The 17,988-nt window shown below is 40.6% G+C and carries 13 protein-coding genes; 3 read left to right on the top strand and 10 right to left on the bottom strand.

Features of this window, described 5'->3' with window-relative positions; translation table 11 throughout:
- Positions 1-250: 250 nt before the first annotated feature.
- From ACH11B_RS16440 to ACH11B_RS16410, 7 genes are all read right to left on the bottom strand, one after another.
- Positions 251-838 (bottom strand): RNA polymerase sigma factor, encoded by a 588-nt coding sequence (locus ACH11B_RS16440; RefSeq protein ID WP_013666204.1) that lies wholly within the window; start codon positions 836-838, stop codon positions 251-253.
- Positions 839-987: 149 nt separating this feature from the next.
- On the bottom strand, positions 988-2,889 hold the full coding sequence (locus ACH11B_RS16435) for an ATP-dependent DNA helicase RecQ (RefSeq protein WP_289552766.1): 1,902 nt from the start codon (positions 2,887-2,889) through the stop codon (positions 988-990).
- A 10-nt stretch (positions 2,890-2,899) separates the two neighbouring features.
- Positions 2,900-5,008: a ComEC/Rec2 family competence protein gene (locus tag ACH11B_RS16430; protein ID WP_377609396.1), complete on the bottom strand. Its 2,109-nt coding sequence runs from the start codon at positions 5,006-5,008 to the stop codon at positions 2,900-2,902.
- A 6-nt stretch (positions 5,009-5,014) separates the two neighbouring features.
- Positions 5,015-7,054, bottom strand: coding sequence for a ComEA family DNA-binding protein (locus ACH11B_RS16425; RefSeq protein ID WP_377609398.1), 2,040 nt, complete (start codon positions 7,052-7,054; stop codon positions 5,015-5,017).
- Positions 7,044-7,850 carry a hypothetical protein gene (locus ACH11B_RS16420; protein ID WP_130857306.1) on the bottom strand — a complete coding sequence of 269 codons (807 nt, stop codon included), beginning with the start codon at positions 7,848-7,850 and terminating at the stop codon, positions 7,044-7,046. Before ACH11B_RS16420 ends, ACH11B_RS16425 begins: the two co-directional genes overlap by 11 nt.
- A 71-nt stretch (positions 7,851-7,921) precedes the next feature.
- Complete coding sequence (locus ACH11B_RS16415; protein WP_013666199.1) at positions 7,922-8,389, bottom strand: NUDIX domain-containing protein; 468 nt, start codon at positions 8,387-8,389, stop codon at positions 7,922-7,924.
- Between the two features lie 9 nt (positions 8,390-8,398).
- The gene (locus ACH11B_RS16410) at positions 8,399-9,220 is read right to left on the bottom strand and encodes a DUF1080 domain-containing protein (protein WP_377609400.1); all 822 of its coding nucleotides are present in this window, start codon (positions 9,218-9,220) and stop codon (positions 8,399-8,401) included.
- A gap of 578 nt (positions 9,221-9,798) precedes the next feature.
- Here ACH11B_RS16410 and ACH11B_RS16405 point away from each other — a divergent pair.
- The 3 genes from ACH11B_RS16405 to murA all read left to right on the top strand — a co-directional run bounded on the left by ACH11B_RS16405 (position 9,799) and on the right by murA (position 14,215).
- The gene (locus tag ACH11B_RS16405) at positions 9,799-12,084 is read left to right on the top strand and encodes a UvrD-helicase domain-containing protein (RefSeq protein WP_013666197.1); all 2,286 of its coding nucleotides are present in this window, start codon (positions 9,799-9,801) and stop codon (positions 12,082-12,084) included.
- 35 nt (positions 12,085-12,119) lie between these two features.
- Positions 12,120-12,803 carry a DUF4290 domain-containing protein gene (locus ACH11B_RS16400; RefSeq protein ID WP_013666196.1) on the top strand — a complete coding sequence of 228 codons (684 nt, stop codon included), beginning with the start codon at positions 12,120-12,122 and terminating at the stop codon, positions 12,801-12,803.
- 89 nt (positions 12,804-12,892) lie between these two features.
- Positions 12,893-14,215, top strand: coding sequence for a UDP-N-acetylglucosamine 1-carboxyvinyltransferase (murA, locus tag ACH11B_RS16395; protein WP_130857303.1), 1,323 nt, complete (start codon positions 12,893-12,895; stop codon positions 14,213-14,215).
- A gap of 105 nt (positions 14,216-14,320) precedes the next feature.
- Here murA and ACH11B_RS16390 read toward each other — a convergent pair whose 3' ends face one another.
- From ACH11B_RS16390 to clpX, 3 genes are all read right to left on the bottom strand, one after another.
- Positions 14,321-15,685: a pyridoxal-phosphate dependent enzyme gene (locus tag ACH11B_RS16390; protein WP_149105548.1), complete on the bottom strand. Its 1,365-nt coding sequence runs from the start codon at positions 15,683-15,685 to the stop codon at positions 14,321-14,323.
- A 112-nt stretch (positions 15,686-15,797) separates the two neighbouring features.
- Positions 15,798-16,616, bottom strand: a complete 819-nt coding sequence (locus ACH11B_RS16385) for an AMP nucleosidase (RefSeq protein ID WP_130857301.1) — start codon at positions 16,614-16,616, stop codon at positions 15,798-15,800.
- A gap of 126 nt (positions 16,617-16,742) precedes the next feature.
- Positions 16,743-17,987, bottom strand: a complete 1,245-nt coding sequence (clpX, locus tag ACH11B_RS16380; protein WP_013666192.1) for an ATP-dependent Clp protease ATP-binding subunit ClpX — start codon at positions 17,985-17,987, stop codon at positions 16,743-16,745.
- Position 17,988: the final 1 nt, after the last annotated feature.

Here is a 17,988-nt window from a genome sequence, read left to right as displayed (position 1 = left end):
CCCTAAATTTTTTTAATTTTTTTTTTATTTGGTTGAGACGTGGTGTGGTTGAGTTGTTGAAACGTTGACTGGTTGAGTCGTTAAGTGGTGAATTGTAGAGCAACTATTTCCCTACTCAACTATTTGACTACTTAACGAATTAGCCAATGTGATAATTAGCCAGTATAATCTTGTGGTAAGGATCTGAGCAAGCTTGTTGCAAAGCCAGGGATATGCAATAAAAGCTGATAGACGATTTCCGGAAGTCGTTCTAGCAGCAAAATAAAGCAGAAACAATAAAAGTTATAATAATCATATAATCCTTCAGGGCTAGGCGCATGGCTTTTAACGATTGGGTAATATGGTATTCTACTGCCTTTTCGGAAATTTTTAATTTCTGTGCGATCTCCTTCACCGAGTTATATTCTAGGCGACTTAGCACAAACACTTCCCGGGTTTTACGAGGCAGCATATTAATTCCTTTTTCTATCGAGATAGAAAGCTCCCGAACCGCTAACTGCTCTTCCAAGCTATTCGCACCGATCTCACTATGCGTCTTTTTGTATTCCGCATATTGATCAAATTGCAAAACGTTTTTTAGATAATTAATGAAGCTGAATCGAACAGCCGACATCAAGTAAGCAGATAAATTGTTTATTTCAACTATTTGCCTGCGCTCCCACAGGGATATGAAAATATTTTGGGTTAATTCCTCTGCTAACTCTTTACTGCTTGATTTTTTGAATAATTGTAAAAAACACACTTTCCAATATCTCTTATAAATCTCTTTGAATGCTCGGTGGTCATTTTCCTTTATTTTCGTTAGTAATTCAGCATCCGTAGAGTCGCAGTATTCCATATCGTTTATAAAGTGGTTAGCACAAATATATAAACAACATTCAATTAAGCAAACAAACTCGGTCAATTGTATGCTAATGTGATTATTTCACACTTATTTTGTAACAGTGTGTTTCTGTGTAAAGGGGACTGTACTCTTTATTTATTCCATTAGAGATAATACTTACCGCTGTTAAATTTTATTTTTCCGCCATCAACTAAATTACGGATACAGGTGATCCGATCGCTTTCATCTCCCGTTTTCAATCCATCGACCAAAGCATCTAAGGTCAAATGATTAGTTGATAGCAGGTCTATGATCTCGGCAACGATTAGGTCTTCTATTTCTTCTTCCTTTGCTTTCTTCTGCCTCTTCAGGCAATAATCGCATATCCCACAAAGCTCCATGTTTTTCTCTCCGAAATAAGCTAGCAGTTGTTGTGATCGGCAAGCATCAAGCTGTAAAAAGTTGAGTACGGACTGCAATTGCTCCTCTCCTATTTTCTTTCGTTCATCAATGTGCTTTTTGTCAATATGTAAATGCTGTGAATCGCTTCTTGGCTGCAAGAACTGGATCTGAGGTTTATCTGTCTGCGATAAATAACTGATAATCTGATACTGTTCCAGCTGCTTTAAATGGTTAAGCGTCTCATGGAGTGAGAGTCCCGCTTTACGGGCTAAGTCCGCCTCACGGAATGAAACATAATAATCAAAGGCCCCACCATAAGCACGTAACATGACTTTGATAAATCCATCCAGGTTGGCATGGGCTACTTGAAAACTGTATAAATCTTGCGATCCCACTTCGAAGCGAAACCGGGAAGGTAAGTATACATTTTCTGTTACTGCGAGCCATTCATCGCGTTCCAAAAACTTCAGCGCACTAATTACTTTTAAAGGTTCTAACTGGTACCTTTTGCAAAAAGTGCCTATATCAAAATCAAAGCACAGATATTGTCCCGCACCATACGCCAATTGAAAATAATTTCCCAAGTGATAATAAATTTGGGTGATTTCCTTGGTTGTGGGAAAGCTTAACTCAAAATTTCTTATTAGTCGCTCCTTGTCTTCTTCATTATACAACAACACCGCGTAGGCTTTCTTTCCATCCCGTCCGGCTCGCCCAGCCTCCTGAAAATAAGCTTCCAATGTATCCGGAATATCCATATGGATTACGAAACGAACATCAGGTTTGTCAATACCCATACCAAAAGCATTGGTTGCTACAATTACCTGTGTCTGGTTTTGTTTCCATGCCTCTTGCTTTTTCGATCGTTCCGGGGTCGACAACCCGGCGTGATAGAAATCGGCTTTTATGTTTTCCATCAACAGGAAACGGGTAATTTCCTGCGTTTCCCTTCTGTTTCGGACATAAACGATACCACTTCCTTTTATTTTTTTTATGATTTTGACTAAGCGGCCGGTCTTATGGTTTTCAGCAATCACCATATAGGCCAAATTTTCCCGTGAGAAACTTTTGACGAATACGGCTTGGTCGGTCGTTTTTCTAAATTTAAGTTTCTCCTGGATGTCATTTACTACTTTAGGTGTGGCAGTAGCCGTTAATGCTAAAAACGGCACCTGTGGATGTAGCTCACGTAGTTCAGATAAATGAAGATAAGGGGGTCTAAAATCATATCCCCATTGTGAAATACAATGAGCCTCATCAATGGCGAATAAATTGACAGGCATATACCGTAGCCGTTCTTTCACGAGCTCGTTCATTAGGCGTTCAGGCGACAGGTATAAAAATTTTATATCTCCATACACGCAGTTGTCCAATGCAATATCTACTTCACGTTTGGTCATACCCGCAAATATTGCTACCGCTTTTATGTTTCTTGCTTTTAAATTCTCGACTTGATCTTTCATTAAGGCTATCAAAGGAGTTACAACAATGCAAATCCCTTTCATTGCCAGTGCAGGAACTTGAAAGCAGAGCGACTTGCCTCCGCCTGTAGGCATCAACGCTAAGGCATCATGGCCAGCCAAAACATGGTTTATAACCTCTTCCTGAAGAGGTCTAAAACGCGAATAACCCCAATACCGTTCTAGAATTTCGTGTATAGACATAGCGTTTAAGCTATTTAGCGCTCCAAACATAAGCAAAATTATCCTTTAGACAGTAGAATTCGATATTCAATCGCTCTGCATCTGCCCGCCACCTATCAATGGTATGTCGACTATTAGACCCATCTAGTATAAGAAGCGTGCTTTTTTTCAAGGTGTCCAACAAGCTGTCTAACGGTCTTTTCGGATTGTTTCGTACCAACAACCAGTCAGGTGCGGTAGCGATTGGATGGTTCTTTCGACCGTCTAAAATCAGTAACTGTTTCTCCATAAATTGAAGATGATTGTTCGTGATGGAAATATCGTTAAGATGGAACTTCACTGGTTCTTTGATAAAGGATAAATATTGAATCGATGAATAAGCTTCAAGTGCCGGTATTACGGAATATTGGATAAACGCTTGTTGTATCGAATCGGCATTGCTGTAAAGAATTGGTTTTGCACCATTTATAAGCCCTATAGCCATTTGATCATTGACATTGAAGATGATGAGTCGGTTACTGTTATGCTTAGACCATAATTGCTGATTGACAATCAGTCCTAAAACAAGAATACTTATAATTGATACATAAAACAACTGCTTCCGGGAAAATTGAAAAGCTAGTACCAGCGTTATCATAACCAGGTAAAGCATCAGGTATTCATAGCTTGTTAACCAAATCGACTTCACGGTAGCTAAAGGCCATTGTTCTATACGAACCAATACCCGGTTAACAAAAAGAACGAATTGCTCTAATATATCAGCCATACCATAGGTGAATTTGTTTAGCGGCAGCATTAATAATAAGAAACCAGCGTAAATAATGAGGCTAACCGGCAAGGTGATAAACAAGTTTGCCGGCAAAAAATAAACAGGAAAGAGATGAAAATAATAGAGCACCAGTGGGAAATTCGCTAATTGTGCTGCGCAAGACATCGATACATATGACCAGCCTTTATTCGCTAGTTCATATTTAAACCTTACTAGCTCTGATAAAAGAGGCATCAACCAAATGATACCAAGAACCGCCAAATAAGACAATTGGAAACCTACATCTCTCAGAAATCCCGGGTTGTACAATAATAAGAAAAAGGCAGAGGCGGCTAGGTTGTTATATCCATTACCGGCACGTCTCAGCGTATTGCCAATAATGAAGATACTGATCATAAATGCCGCTCGGAGAACAGATGGCGCAAAACCTGTTAGTAATGCGTAAGCCCATATAAAGAGTAATAATAAAAGAAGACGTATATATCGCAACCATCCGCCTTTATTCATCCATTGTAAACAAAAAGCAAACAAAGCGAAGACAATTCCAACATGCATACCGGAAACGGCCAATATGTGTATTGTGCCGGTAGCGGAGAAGACCTTTATCAGTTCCTTCTCCAAGGAAGCACGGTACCCTAAAACTAGCGTAGCGAGAAGTGCCGCAGACTCCTTACTCCTAAAATACCGATTAAACTTCTCGACCATTTTTTTTCTGGTTTCGAGCGCGTAACCGATTAACGGGTTTCCCGTTTTACGACCGGTCTTGCTCAACGCATCTGAAGTAAGAAACGTTTCGTGCCAAATTCCCCGATGAGACATATAAACTGCGTAATCAAATTCATGGGGATTATAAGGTTGCCTGAGTCGTTTAAAGTTGCTAAGAATACGAAGCTCATCACCATAATGGAGTAGTAAGTCTCTCTCCTTTGTTTTAATTTTCAGTAAAAGCTTCCCTCTTACCGGCTTATATTCATCTTTTATCTTCACATAATTGATTGTCATTTCGGTGCTTATAATTTCCCCTTTCACCTTAGGTTCACCGGATACAAAACCAAGCAAATGATCACTCTGATAATGACTGAAATGTCTATGGTCGATAACCGGATTGCTTTCCCAGTTTAGCAAAGCTCCGAAGCAAATAAGTATTGAAAAAAAAATTATAAAAGCAGGTCCATATAAGTATCGAACCTTCCACTTTGTTCCAATGGCAAGACCAAAAAAACAAGCAATTAACAATAGACAAGCAATTAGTATGAGCCGATATGTAAAAATCGAAGCGGGTATGAAATAGGTTATTCCAATTCCGAGGATGAGGGCAAGCAAAAAAGATACGAATGGCGCCTGTGTATGGTAATTGATGAATCTAGACATCTCAGTTTAAAATTGAAAGCGTAGCTGCATTTTGATTTCTGATTTGCGATTGCCTTCAATCTTATCCAAGGTCGAACCGAGTTCTTGGAGCGTCGGATAGTGACTAGCCGCATAACGGCACCAAAAATCCATACCCCTCTTGATTCGACAGCGTAGATTCAAATAATACCGTATCCCTTTATTGCTGTAGAAGGGAAACGATGATGCATACAAGACATCATTCTCAAAAGCGTATATGCGCGAATTATAACCATCTGTTTTAAATAAAGCGATACGGGCATTACCTGAAAACATACCTTGAGGCTTATAAATTACATCCTGATAAAACAGATAGCCTTTTTCGGCATGTGCCGCTTTTTTATAAAACCCGTATTCAAACCGGTTACGGAAAACGATGGTCGAGCTAACCTGATACTGTGCTTCAGCCCTAATTTGTTGTCGCCGAACCCGGTCTAGCACGGCAGTGGGGTGTATCGAATCGCCATTTTCAGCTTTATTCCGAAAACGGTAACGAAGCAGATATCTTAGCTTTTTATTGGGAGTAAGAGTCAATTGTGTAAACAGATCCTGACCATCCGATGGTGCGTCTACTCGGTACCTTATCCAAGGAAATTTAAAAGCATCTGCATAAGCCACCCATAGTACTTTCTTATTGGGTTGAAAGATAAGTCCGGTATAGAATCCTTTTTCATTTACTGCACGGCTCCCTTCCGATAATCCTTGGTTATAGAATGCATGATAGTTCTTTTGGTAATCTCTGTACTGCAAAACCAAGGACAAGTCGTGGGATAAGGACGAGATAATACCATTTGTATACGCTAAACCGCTACCAAAACTATGCGCTACTTCTCCAAAGAGGTACATATTATGAATATAGGTATGGTAGTATATACTGGCATTTGATAAATCGTTTCCGGCAAACGCATATTGATTGTATAAAAGTGTCCGAGGTCTTATTATACCTGACAGCTTGGTATAAAACACATTGCCACCAATAGTAAGTGAATTTCGTTGATACTGAACATTGGTACCAAATAGCAACTGCTTTAAATTGTGCCTGTTCGATACCTCGTTAGGTGTTCTATGTAAGCCGTTTTCAATAATAGCGCTATAATTAGCTTTACCTGCAAGACTATCCACGAAGGTAGCGCTCAATCTTTTATAAGATATAAAAGGCGTAATGCTCCACTTTTTTACTGAATAGGTGGCTGAGATCCCGCGAAAAAAAGAAAACTCGTTAGCTGATGTATAGGGACGTAAACCGATGCCTTGTCGCGCCACATGTTGAACCAGTGCTCCCTTTCCGAAACTAACCCCTGTCCATAAAGCAAGTCCTTGTCCAAACTGTAGAGAATAGTCGCCAATAACAACATGTTTCCATCGTTTGACGCTCTGTAGATAAAGGCTTCCCGAATAAAAGTCAAAGCCAAGGCGCTGTGCCCCGTTAAAGAACTGTTCACCTGCGTCCTTTTTCATGTTTAACGATAGTTGAAGTTTTTGCGGAACCGTGTAACGATATCGGCCAAATAAACGATCGGCACTACCCAGATATCTCGACCTGTTTAGATCCTTTATGGCATAGCCGTTTTGCTTCTCTAGGATGCGTCCATATCGAAACATCAAATCATGTCTTCCGCTGCTTAGAAACTCTTTTGCCGGCATATTCCAATTCGACGATGGCTCTACCCGAACAAAAGGTAGCAGGAGCCGTACCGTCTCCACATCCAGCCCGTCCACCGCTTGCAGTTCATATACCGTCAGATAAGGACCCGCTAGTTTACGATGGTTGATAATAGCAGCTACCTGCAAGGGTGACAAAAAACGAAGTTCGCTTAATTCCTCGTTGCTTGTTTTATTAAGATCGATCGGATGTTTCAAATAGTAGTTCCATCTCTCTGTAAGCTCCATATAATCATAATCTTCTGTGAGATCATCGGCCATGGATTCAACAAGCTGTTCGATAAGATCGGTATTTTCCGTTTGGCAAAAAGTGGCCAGATGGGATAACAGAAATAAGAATACAAAAAAGACCGATTTAGAAAGCATAGGCAAGCAATAATTGAGGGGATAACCCGAGTCGATGATGAATCACCGTGGCTAAATCCAAAATCATTTTATGATATACAAAGCCAAACCCACAAAATTGACTAAACTCATTTAATCCGATTCCACCTCGAAAGCTCATCCAGGAAATGGGTTTATATTCAAGGCCTGTTCGGAAATCTACCTTATCTCGATAAAGAACCTTCTCCGAATCGGCAGTTATAAGTAAATTCGGATGAAATTGATAGCTGGTACCTACGCCGATTATCACCGGAATAACGGAATAAGCGGAATAATCATAAGAAGCATATCCAGGGTTTGCAACGCGGGCACCGATGACCCAGAATGGTTTTACTTGAAATTGTAAACCAACATCCGCCGAAAAAGCTTGATTTCTGCCATATTCCCTCAGCTGCAGTTGATGGTAATTTAAAGCAAGGCCGATGGACAGCTGAGGGCCAAAACGTTTAGCGTAGCTAAGATTTGCCTTCAACTCGCTATAAGCATCCTTAATCCCATAATTTGAAATATGAGAACCAAATACACCCAATTTTGTGGGCACTGCCAATAGCAGCCCCTGCGTGCGTATATCTGTGTTTAAAAAATGTTCTTGGTGATAAATGCCTGCTCTAGATGCAGTCATTGAACCAATGCCGGCCACATTGGATGTCAGCCCTTCAACACCTTGCAATGCATTTCCCGTACCACCCATAGCACAATATCGGGAAGCCGGGTAAACCTGGGCTGAGAGGTTGATAGCGGTTAGTAATAAAATTAGGTTTAAGAAGGTACCAAACATAGCACCTTAAAGATACTTAAACCGAATATTTTAACGTAGTTAGCCTTTGATAATGAACAAACTGAACAAAATTATTTGATAAAATGTTTCTCCTGTTTAAAAAACTCTTCAAGGGCAATGCGATCCGTTTTGAACGTCAAATCCTCTATTTTAATGTCTTCCAACTTAATAAGTCGAAAGGCCTGAAAAACATCCCCTTCTGTCTCATCAAAATCAAAAGCACATGTTTTAAAAGTTAGATTAAAAGGCATTTTATTGCGTACACGATAGTAAACGGAGATAATCTGACTATCATTAAAGTAAGAATGTTCATAAAAGTCGGTTGTATAAATATGATCTAATACCTCCACCTCTACCAAACATTCTTCCATATACTCCCTGCGTAAAGCGTCTCGCAATCCTTCTCCATATTCCAGTCCACCTCCCGGAAATTTACTAAAACGTTTACCATACTCTTGTTCATCACTGATCAGGATTTCGCCCTGCTCTGTCACAAGGATACCATACACCCGCACGTTAAATGGATACAATGCCTGCATGTTCTATTATTATTTCTTATAAATCGATGAAAGATCTTTAATTTCAATATGCTTAAAATCGACGGGCTGTCCCTCGCTTTGGAGTGCAATATAGCCACTTTTCAACAGTTTGCCATCGACTTTAATCGTTGGGTCATAACCATGTGCTACATCACCTCCAATCTGTGGTTTAGCATATTGTAGTACGGTATCCCCTTCAATAATATGGGTCACTAAAGAATCGCCTAAAACGATTAGCTCAGCATGAACCCACTGATCCCCATCGTACGTTTTTGAAGTTGAATTAAGACAATGCGAATCGGCGATTTTCCCTTTATATACGACATGAGTTCCCGGCGAGCACATATTACCGGTTGGCCTGGGCTTTCCATCCCCCAAGCCCCCCAGGAACTGCATCTCTACTGAAATAGGCCAGTCTTGCTCTTTTGGCATAGTACGAGGGTCTTGCGAATGGAACATTACTCCACTATTACGTAGCGTATAAGACGGAGCCCCTTTTTGTAACTCACCAACAAAACGATATGCTAATTTAAAGTGGTAGTAGGCATAAGGGATTTTATAATATAAATGCCCGAATTGATCATTGAAATCGCCATATTGATCATATCGTACTTGTATGGTACTATCCCTTACCCGAAATGTATTCCCATAATTTTCGCCGAACTCATGATGATGAATTTTCACCATCCAATCATTGATATCCTTTCCGTTGAAAAGGGAGACCCATTCTTCTTTTTTTTGTTCATCTTCGCTTTCGGTTGCCGTATTCGATCTGCATCCCGCTGTTACCAAAATCCCCAAAAAAAGCAATGGAGCAATTATTTTTTTCATCCTGTTATTTTCTTTTTGATGGTTGATGAGAGCTCGGGTAAATAACCGAAGCGACAGCGAAGCTCATTGACACCTAAAAATGTAAATACTTGTCAATTGCCCTGTGTGTCCATTATTATTTACATCTCGGTTTCATCTGTATATAATTTTCTTTTTAAAAGTGATGAAGCTATCAGATTTATTCATCCCCTATGTGGTTTGAATAAACTATGATGAGCTCATAATTCAAATTTGATGGGCTGAAAATACGAAATTTAAAATATTCTATAGTATGCTAATCCCAATTCTCCAATTGCCGTATTAATTGAACATCAAAAGCAACCAAATTATTTTAATACAAAATCATCCCTCACCTTATGAAGCTCATATCTATTTCGTATCTTTATGCCCTTAAATATTTCATGTGCAAATAATTTGTCCTTTAAAGGCCATATGGAATATCCAGGTTATTTCATCTGTGTTTGTATTTGGCAAACATAGATATTCATGGGATTTTATATATTAACCTATGATAGCTTGCAATCTGGTAAAACACTATTGAATAGCACATTATCCAATAAAAAAATAGCGAGGAGATTTTGGATTACTTACAAGGATTGAACCCTTCACAACGGGCAGCAGTAGAACAAACAGATGGCCCTGTTATGATTGTAGCAGGAGCTGGATCGGGCAAAACGAGAGTCATAACCTATCGAGTAGCCCATCTAATACAAAAAGGCATTGATCCATTTAACATTTTAGTATTAACGTTTACCAATAAAGCCGCCAAGGAAATGCGCGAGCGGATCATGAAAGTAGTTGGAAATGAAGCTAAAAACATTTGGATGGGTACTTTTCACTCCGTATTCGCTAAAATCCTTCGTGTGGAGGCTCATCATATTGGCTATCCTGCCAATTTCACTATTTATGACACGGACGACAGTAAGAGCTTGATCCGATCGATTCTCAAGGAAATGCAGTTAGATGATAAACTGTACAATGCAAACTTTGTATATAATCGGATATCCGCGGCGAAAAACAACCTGATATCCGCTGCAGAGTATCAAAAGAATGCACAAATACAGGCTGAGGATCAATCGGGCGGAAGGGGTAATCTAGGTCAAATTTATCAAACCTATAGTCAACGCTGCTACAAAGCAGGTGCAATGGATTTTGACGATTTGCTTTTTAAAACCAATGTCCTGCTGAACCAACATCCGGAAGTACTTTATAAATATCAAACAAAGTTCAAGTATTTAATGGTTGATGAGTACCAAGACACCAACTTCTCACAATATCTGATTGTTAAAAGGCTAGCGGCAATCAACGAGAACATCTGCGTAGTGGGTGATGATGCTCAAAGTATTTATGCTTTCCGGGGCGCGAATATCCAGAATATTTTAAATTTTGAAAAAGACTATCCGGACTTAAAAGTTTTTAAGTTGGAGCAGAATTATCGTTCTACCCAAAATATTGTAAATGCCGCCAATAGTATTATCTCGAATAATAAAAATCAGTTAAAAAAGAACGTTTTCTCCGAAAACGAAACGGGCGACAAGATAAAAGTTGTACGGGCTTTCAGCGACAATGAAGAAGGAAAAATGGTAGCAGAAAATATTTTGCAAGACCGTTCCTTGCAATCGCTGCGTTTTAAGGATTTCGCCATTCTCTACCGTACCAACGCACAGTCGCGCGCCATGGAAGAGGCCTTACGAAAACTTAATATACCGTACAAGATATACGGAGGCACCTCCTTCTATCAAAGGAAAGAGATCAAAGATTTAATAGCCTACTTTCGACTTACTTTTAACCCCAACGATGAAGAAGCACTTAAGCGTGTCATTAATTATCCCAGACGGGGCATAGGTGACACCTCGGTAGAACGCATCTTTATTGCTGCAGATCAACATCAAAAAAGTATTTGGGAAGTCATTACCACCCCACAACAGTATTTGGACGGACGTACGGCAGCTGTTGTATATCCGTTTGGTTCCCTCATCCAAAGTTTCCAAGTGCTGGCGAAGAACAACAGTGCCTATGATACCGCTCTACATATCGCACAACATTCCGGTATATTGAAAGATCTCTATGAGGATAAATCCGTTGAAGGCCTAAACCGGTATGAAAACATTCAGGAATTATTAAATGGTATTAAAGAATTCAGTGAGCGTGAAGATATAGCAGAAAAAGGCCTAGATGTATTTATGCAGGATATTGCGTTATTGACAAATGACGACAATGATAAGAATCCGAATGCTGATACAGTATCACTGATGACAATTCACTCTTCGAAAGGGCTGGAATTTCCGCAGGTTTTTATCGTTGGACTTGAAGAAAACCTCTTCCCTTCGCAACTTGCCCTGAATTCACGTACGGAATTGGAAGAGGAGCGTCGGCTATTCTATGTGGCGATTACACGTGCTGAGAAGAAGCTGACCTTATCCTATGCAACATCGCGTTATCGTTGGGGAACGCTCAATAATTGTGAACCGAGTCGGTTTATAGATGAAATAGACCCCAGATACCTGGCACTGGATTTCAGTGCTCCTACAGCCTCTAAATCCAGCGGTGATGATGTTTTTGGTAAAGCAAGGACAGCTTGGTCGCAACCGCAATCACAAGACATCTTTACCAAACCCAAACCGAAAGTCGTACCCAAAACCACTTCCATTTTACCAAAAGCGCATCAACCCAGTGCCGGTTTCGCACCGTCTGATACCAGTAATTTGCAGGTGGGGATGGAAGTAGAGCATGAACGCTTTGGATTTGGGAAGGTAATTAATTTAGAAGGTAATAAACCGGACATAAAAGCAACTATTTTTTTTAAAGAATTAGGACAAAAGCAATTGTTGCTTAAATTTGCAAAACTTAGAATTGTTAATTAGCCAATTGGCTAATTAGCTCATTAGCTAATTGAAATATGGAATTTGACTATAATAGCACACGAAAGAGATTAATATTGGCAGAATATGGCCGTAATGTTCAAAACATGGTGGCTTATATCTGCACCCTCCCCACGAAGGAAGAACGCAACCGGCACGCGCAGGTTGTCATCGACCTAATGGGCTTTTTAAATCCGCATTTAAGGGATGTATCGGATTTTAAACATAAACTTTGGGATCACTTGCACATTATCTCCGATTTCCAAATTGACGTAGATTCGCCTTATCCCAAGCCTACGCCAGGTGCTATACATGCAAAGCCGGAAACGTTGAATTATCCGCAGCATCGCATTAAATACAAGCATTACGGTTATATCATTGAGTTAATGATTGAAAAGGCCAAGAAGATTGAAGATCCGGAACGTAAAAAAACAATGGTACAGGCAATGGCCAATTTCATGAAAATGGCCTATGTAACCTGGAATAAAGATTCTGTCAGTGACGACCACATCGTTGACGATTTGAAAGAAATGTCAAATGGTCAATTAGTGCTCGATGAAGATGTGAACTTAACTAAACTGGAATTCAAAACACCGCCTCCAGGTAATCGCACAAAAAGTAATACTAGCAGTAACCAGCAAAGTGGTGGCGGCCAGAAAAACCGGCAGCAGCAGCATAAAAATCAGAATAATGGCGGTAACAAGAAGCGTAAACGTTTCTAAATCGCTATCCACATATTTTTAACAACCGGCCTGTATCTAACGATGTCAAGATAAAGGCCGGTTTAATTTTTATCGATTAGGATAGTTGAATGAATGCATTTGAAATTTACGGTGGAAAACCGCTGAAAGGAGAAATCACTCCGCAGGGAGCAAAAAATGAGGCGCTCCAAATATTATCAGCTGTATTGCTTACGCCCGAGAAAATGACGATCAGCAATATACCTGACATTAAAGATGTTAACAAACTCATCGAGCTTTTAGGTGATCTTGGAGTAGCTATCGAACGGATCAGTGATGACACCTATACATTTGAAGCAAAGAACATTAATATTGATTACTTCCAGTCAGAAGAGTTTAAAACTAAGGGAGGAAGCCTGCGCGGTTCTATTATGATCGTTGGCCCTCTACTCGCTCGTTTCGGCAAAGCTGCCATTCCTAAACCAGGTGGAGACAAAATAGGACGAAGGCGGTTGGACACGCATTTTTTAGGTTTTGAAAAACTCGGAGCTCGGTTTCATTATGATCAGGACAACCATTTTTTTAATATCGATGCGACTAATTTGCACGGAACTTATATCCTCTTGGATGAGGCATCCGTAACCGGCACGGCAAATATTGTGATGGCCGCTGTTTTGGCAAAAGGTACAACTACGATTTATAATGCCGCCTGTGAGCCCTATTTGCAACAGCTGTGCAAAATGCTCAATCGTATGGGCGCTAAGATTTCCGGTATAGGCTCCAATCTGTTGAGCATTGAGGGGGTCGACTATTTGACAGGAACGGAACACCGTATGCTTCCCGATATGATTGAAATAGGTTCCTTTATTGGTTTAGCCGCGATGACCGGGTCAGAAATCACCATTAAGGATGTTCATTTTGATGAGCTAGGGATTATTCCGACGGTTTTTGGTCGACTAGGGATAAAACTGGAAAGACGGGGCGACGACATCTATATTCCGGCCCAAGATTCGTACGAAATTGAGACCTTCATAGACGGTTCCATCCTCACCATCGCAGATGCACCTTGGCCAGGTTTTACGCCTGACTTGTTAAGCATTGTACTTGTCGTAGCTACACAAGCCAAAGGGAATGTGTTAATTCACCAGAAAATGTTTGAAAGCCGCTTGTTCTTTGTCGATAAGTTAATCGACATGGGCGCACAGATTATTTTATGTGATCCTCATCGCGCAACGGTCATCGGCTTGAATAAAGCATTCAAATTACGGGGAATCGAAATGACTTCACCCGATATACGTGCGGGAGTTTCCTTGCTGATCGCCGCCCTATCCGCTCAAGGAAGATCCGTTATTTATAATATTGAGCAAATTGAACGTGGTTATCAACACATTGATAAACGGCTCCTGGCGCTCGGCGCTCAAATCAAACGAATTGAAGGAAAACCACTGCATTGAACGATGTAAGGTATAAGGCGTAGGGCTTAAGGTAACCTTATACCCTCTACCTTATACCTTATACCCTATACCTCATACCCGCTTAAGCCTGACACCTCCTCTCATCTAACCAGCCGAAATAGCATTGATAATATCATATTGGGTTATGATCTCGAGCTTACCGCCCTCATCTTCCACCAATACGGCGTTATTATCTTTATTGATAAGTGATGAAAGTCGGTCAATTGAGGTATTGAGATCAACAAAAGGAAAAGGTGCCGTCATAATCTGTTGTACCTTTCCGGACTTCACACTTGGATTTTCCAAGAGTGCGTTCAATATATCCGATTCAGTGACTTTGCCGACCACCATTCCTTGTTGCGTGATAGGGATTTGTGATATATTGAGCGTCTTCATTGTATTAAACGTCTCGATTACAGACTGTTCTCCATCTACTGTTATAATCTCCTGTTGTCCCCTTTTCTTTAAAATGCGTTCCGCTGTCAATTTCTTGTCTTTAAGGAATCCTCGCTCCCGCAGCCAATCTTCATTAAACATTTTTCCCATATAACGGGAGCCATGATCATGAAAAATGACAACTACTAAATCCCCTTCCTTTAAGCTATCTTTTAACTGCAATAAGCCAGCAATGGCCGCGCCAGCGGAATTTCCAACGAAAATACCTTCCTGCCGTGCAATTTCGCGCGTCATCAACGCTGCATCCTTATCCGTCACTTTTTCAAAATGATCGATAACATCGAAATCAACATTTCGAGGTAAAAAATCTTCCCCTATCCCTTCGGTAATGTAGGGATAGATCTCGCTCTTATCGAAGACGCCTGTTTCCTTATATTTCTTAAACACCGATCCATAGGTATCAATGCCCCATATCTTGACGGCTGGATTTTTCTCCTTTAGATATTTCCCAGCGCCACTTATTGTGCCGCCTGTTCCAACACCAACCAATAGATGGGTAATTTTTCCGTCTGTCTGTTCCCATATTTCAGGGCCGGTCTGCTCATAATGCGCGTGGCTGTTGGAAAGATTGTCATATTGGTTTGGTTTCCATGCATTGGGGATTTCTCTCTCAAGTCTGCTCGAAACGGAATAATAAGAACGGGGATCTTCAGGCTCGACATTGGTCGGACACACAATCACCTCTGCCCCAAAAGCGCGCAGTGCATCTATTTTTTCCTTCGACTGCTTATCGGTCGTCGTAAAAACACACTTATAACCCTTAATAACTGCCGCAATTGCCAAACCCATTCCGGTATTACCCGATGTGCCTTCGATAATCGTTCCACCTGGCTTTAACAACCCGGCGCGTTCCGCATCCTCAATCATTTTGATAGCCATTCGATCTTTGATCGAATTACCTGGATTAGTTGTCTCTATCTTAGCTAATACAGTTGCCTTAACATCTTTGGTTAGCTTGTTTAACTTTACCAAGGGTGTATTACCGATTGTCTCCAGAATATTATTGTACCACATTCTCTACAAGTTTAATAGATTATATACAAACATAGCAATTTATAATAGCTAACAGAAATCGGCTTTCAGCTATCGGATTAATGCCGACGCTTGCTGCGCGCTGGCAACGGGACTAAAACTTCAAATGTTTCACTGTCAACCCGTTATTGATCAACTGTTTTAAAGAATCGATACCAATTTTTAAGTGGGTTTCAACAAAGTTTGCCGTTACGGACGAGTCACTTTCCTGCGTCTTTACACCTTCCGGAATCATTGGTTGATCAGACACCAACAACAATGCACCCGTCGGTATTTTATTAGCGAATCCAACTGTAAATATGGTAGCAGTTTCCATATCTACCGCCATTGCCCTTAAAGATTTTAGGTATTTCTTAAAATCCTTGTCATGTTCCCAAACTCTCCTATTGGTTGTATAGACAGTGCCGGTCCAATAGTCTAAACTATTATCCCGAATAGTAGTGGATATCGCTTTCTGAAGTGCGAAAGCAGGTAGAGCGGGCACTTCCGGAGGTAAGTAATCATTAGAAGTCCCCTCTCCACGAATCGCGGCGATCGGCAAAATCAAATCTCCAATACTATTCTTCTTTTTCAAGCCACCGGCCTTTCCTAAAAACAAGGCTGCTTTCGGTTGTATAGCGGAGAGTAAGTCCATAATGGTGGCTGCAACCGGACTTCCCATACCGAAATTGATAATTGTGATACCAGCGGCCGAGACACTCTGCATAGGCTTATCCAGGCCATAAATCGGTGCGTTATCATGCCATTCCGAAAACAATTTTACATAATGTGAGAAATTCGTCAATAAGATATATTCTCCAAATTCATTTAAGGGGCGCCCCGTGTACCGTGGCAACCAATTCTTTACGATATCTTCTTTATTCTTTAAACCGGGTTTTACCGCCGATTCAACTTCTTTTACTGTTTTAGTCATCGTTTTCTTTTTAGGAACCAGTTGAGTAGGGTGATAGTTGAGTGGTAACTTAACGACTCAACAACTTAACGACTCAACCCTCATAACAATATACAAAAAATCCCCCGTTTTGTGCGGGGGATTTTTTTAAGCTACGTGCAGCTTTTTCAAATCTGACTTCTCGAATTTTTGTTTTGCGTAATCGAGATTAATATAAAGCTCTCCACCGTCATCTTTTTCCCGCGAAGGGATTTCAAACATCGCGTCTAGCATAATGGCTTCGCATATCGCTCGAAGTCCTCTAGCCCCCAGTTTGAATTCGTTGGCTTTATCAACAATGAACTCGAATACCTCCGTATCAAATTGAAGATCGATATGTTCATAGTCAAACAATTTCTTGTACTGCTTGACCAGGGCATTCTTTGGTTCAGTGAGAATATTCAACAACGCTTCCCGATCCAACGGATTCAAATAGGTAATTACCGGTAAACGACCGATTAGCTCCGGTATTAATCCAAAAGCCTTTAAATCTTGAGGTGTAATGTATTTATAAAGATTATTTAGATCAATCTCGGCATGCTCGCTATTCATTTTATAGCCAACTGTTTGCGTACGCATACGGTTAGCAATTTTTTTCTGAATTCCATCAAAGGCACCGCCACAAATAAACAAAATATTGCTAGTATTCACGGCGATCATTTTTTGATCCGGATGTTTACGACCACCTTGTGGGGGTACATTTACAACCGTTCCTTCCAAGATTTTCAGAAGAGCTTGCTGAACTCCTTCGCCCGACACGTCTCGCGTAATCGACGGATTATCACTTTTACGGGCAATTTTATCAATTTCGTCTATATAGATAATCCCTCGTTCAGCGGAAGCTACATCGTAATCAGCAGCTTGAAGAAGTCGGGTCAGAATGCTCTCAACGTCCTCACCCACATAGCCAGCTTCTGTTAGAACGGTCGCATCACAAATACAAAAAGGCACATTTAATACTTTTGCAATTGTCTTTGCTAAAAGTGTTTTGCCGGTACCTGTTTCGCCAACCATAATGATATTGGATTTTTCAATCTCAATTTCATCCTTTTCCACCTTCTGATTCAATCGTTTATAGTGGTTATAGACCGCAACTGATAGCACTTTCTTGGCATCATCCTGGCCGATAACGTATTGATCGAGATGCGACTTTATTTCTGCTGGCTTTAATAACTTAAGTGCGGCCTGCACACTCTTATTTTTACGCAATGTCAGCTCCTCAGCTAAGATCTCGTTCGCTTGGGCGACACACCGATCACAGATGTGTGCATCATTGCCTGCAATAAGCATCAAGGTCTCTGACTTGCGTAAACCACAGAATGAACAAGTAACTTCTCTCGGGTTCTTTGCCATT

The organism is Olivibacter sp. EAT-5 (assembly GCF_044784325.1).
GTDB lineage: Bacteria > Bacteroidota > Bacteroidia > Sphingobacteriales > Sphingobacteriaceae > Olivibacter > Olivibacter oleidegradans.
This window is presented reverse-complemented; position numbering and strand designations above follow the sequence as displayed.

Excerpts from the sequence above, each read along its gene's own strand:
- ACH11B_RS16440 (WP_013666204.1), bottom strand. The coding sequence starts at position 838 with ATGGAATACTGCGACTCTACGGATGCTGAATTACTAACGAAAATAAAG.
- ACH11B_RS16435 (WP_289552766.1), bottom strand. The coding sequence starts at position 2,889 with ATGTCTATACACGAAATTCTAGAACGGTATTGGGGTTATTCGCGTTTT.
- ACH11B_RS16430 (WP_377609396.1), bottom strand. The coding sequence starts at position 5,008 with ATGTCTAGATTCATCAATTACCATACACAGGCGCCATTCGTATCTTTT.
- ACH11B_RS16425 (WP_377609398.1), bottom strand. The coding sequence starts at position 7,054 with ATGCTTTCTAAATCGGTCTTTTTTGTATTCTTATTTCTGTTATCCCAT.
- ACH11B_RS16420 (WP_130857306.1), bottom strand. The coding sequence starts at position 7,850 with ATGTTTGGTACCTTCTTAAACCTAATTTTATTACTAACCGCTATCAAC.
- ACH11B_RS16415 (WP_013666199.1), bottom strand. The coding sequence starts at position 8,389 with ATGCAGGCATTGTATCCATTTAACGTGCGGGTGTATGGTATCCTTGTG.
- ACH11B_RS16410 (WP_377609400.1), bottom strand. The coding sequence starts at position 9,220 with ATGAAAAAAATAATTGCTCCATTGCTTTTTTTGGGGATTTTGGTAACA.
- ACH11B_RS16400 (WP_013666196.1), top strand. The coding sequence starts at position 12,120 with ATGGAATTTGACTATAATAGCACACGAAAGAGATTAATATTGGCAGAA.
- murA (WP_130857303.1), top strand. The coding sequence starts at position 12,893 with ATGAATGCATTTGAAATTTACGGTGGAAAACCGCTGAAAGGAGAAATC.
- ACH11B_RS16390 (WP_149105548.1), bottom strand. The coding sequence starts at position 15,685 with ATGTGGTACAATAATATTCTGGAGACAATCGGTAATACACCCTTGGTA.
- ACH11B_RS16385 (WP_130857301.1), bottom strand. The coding sequence starts at position 16,616 with ATGACTAAAACAGTAAAAGAAGTTGAATCGGCGGTAAAACCCGGTTTA.
- clpX (WP_013666192.1), bottom strand. The coding sequence starts at position 17,987 with ATGGCAAAGAACCCGAGAGAAGTTACTTGTTCATTCTGTGGTTTACGC.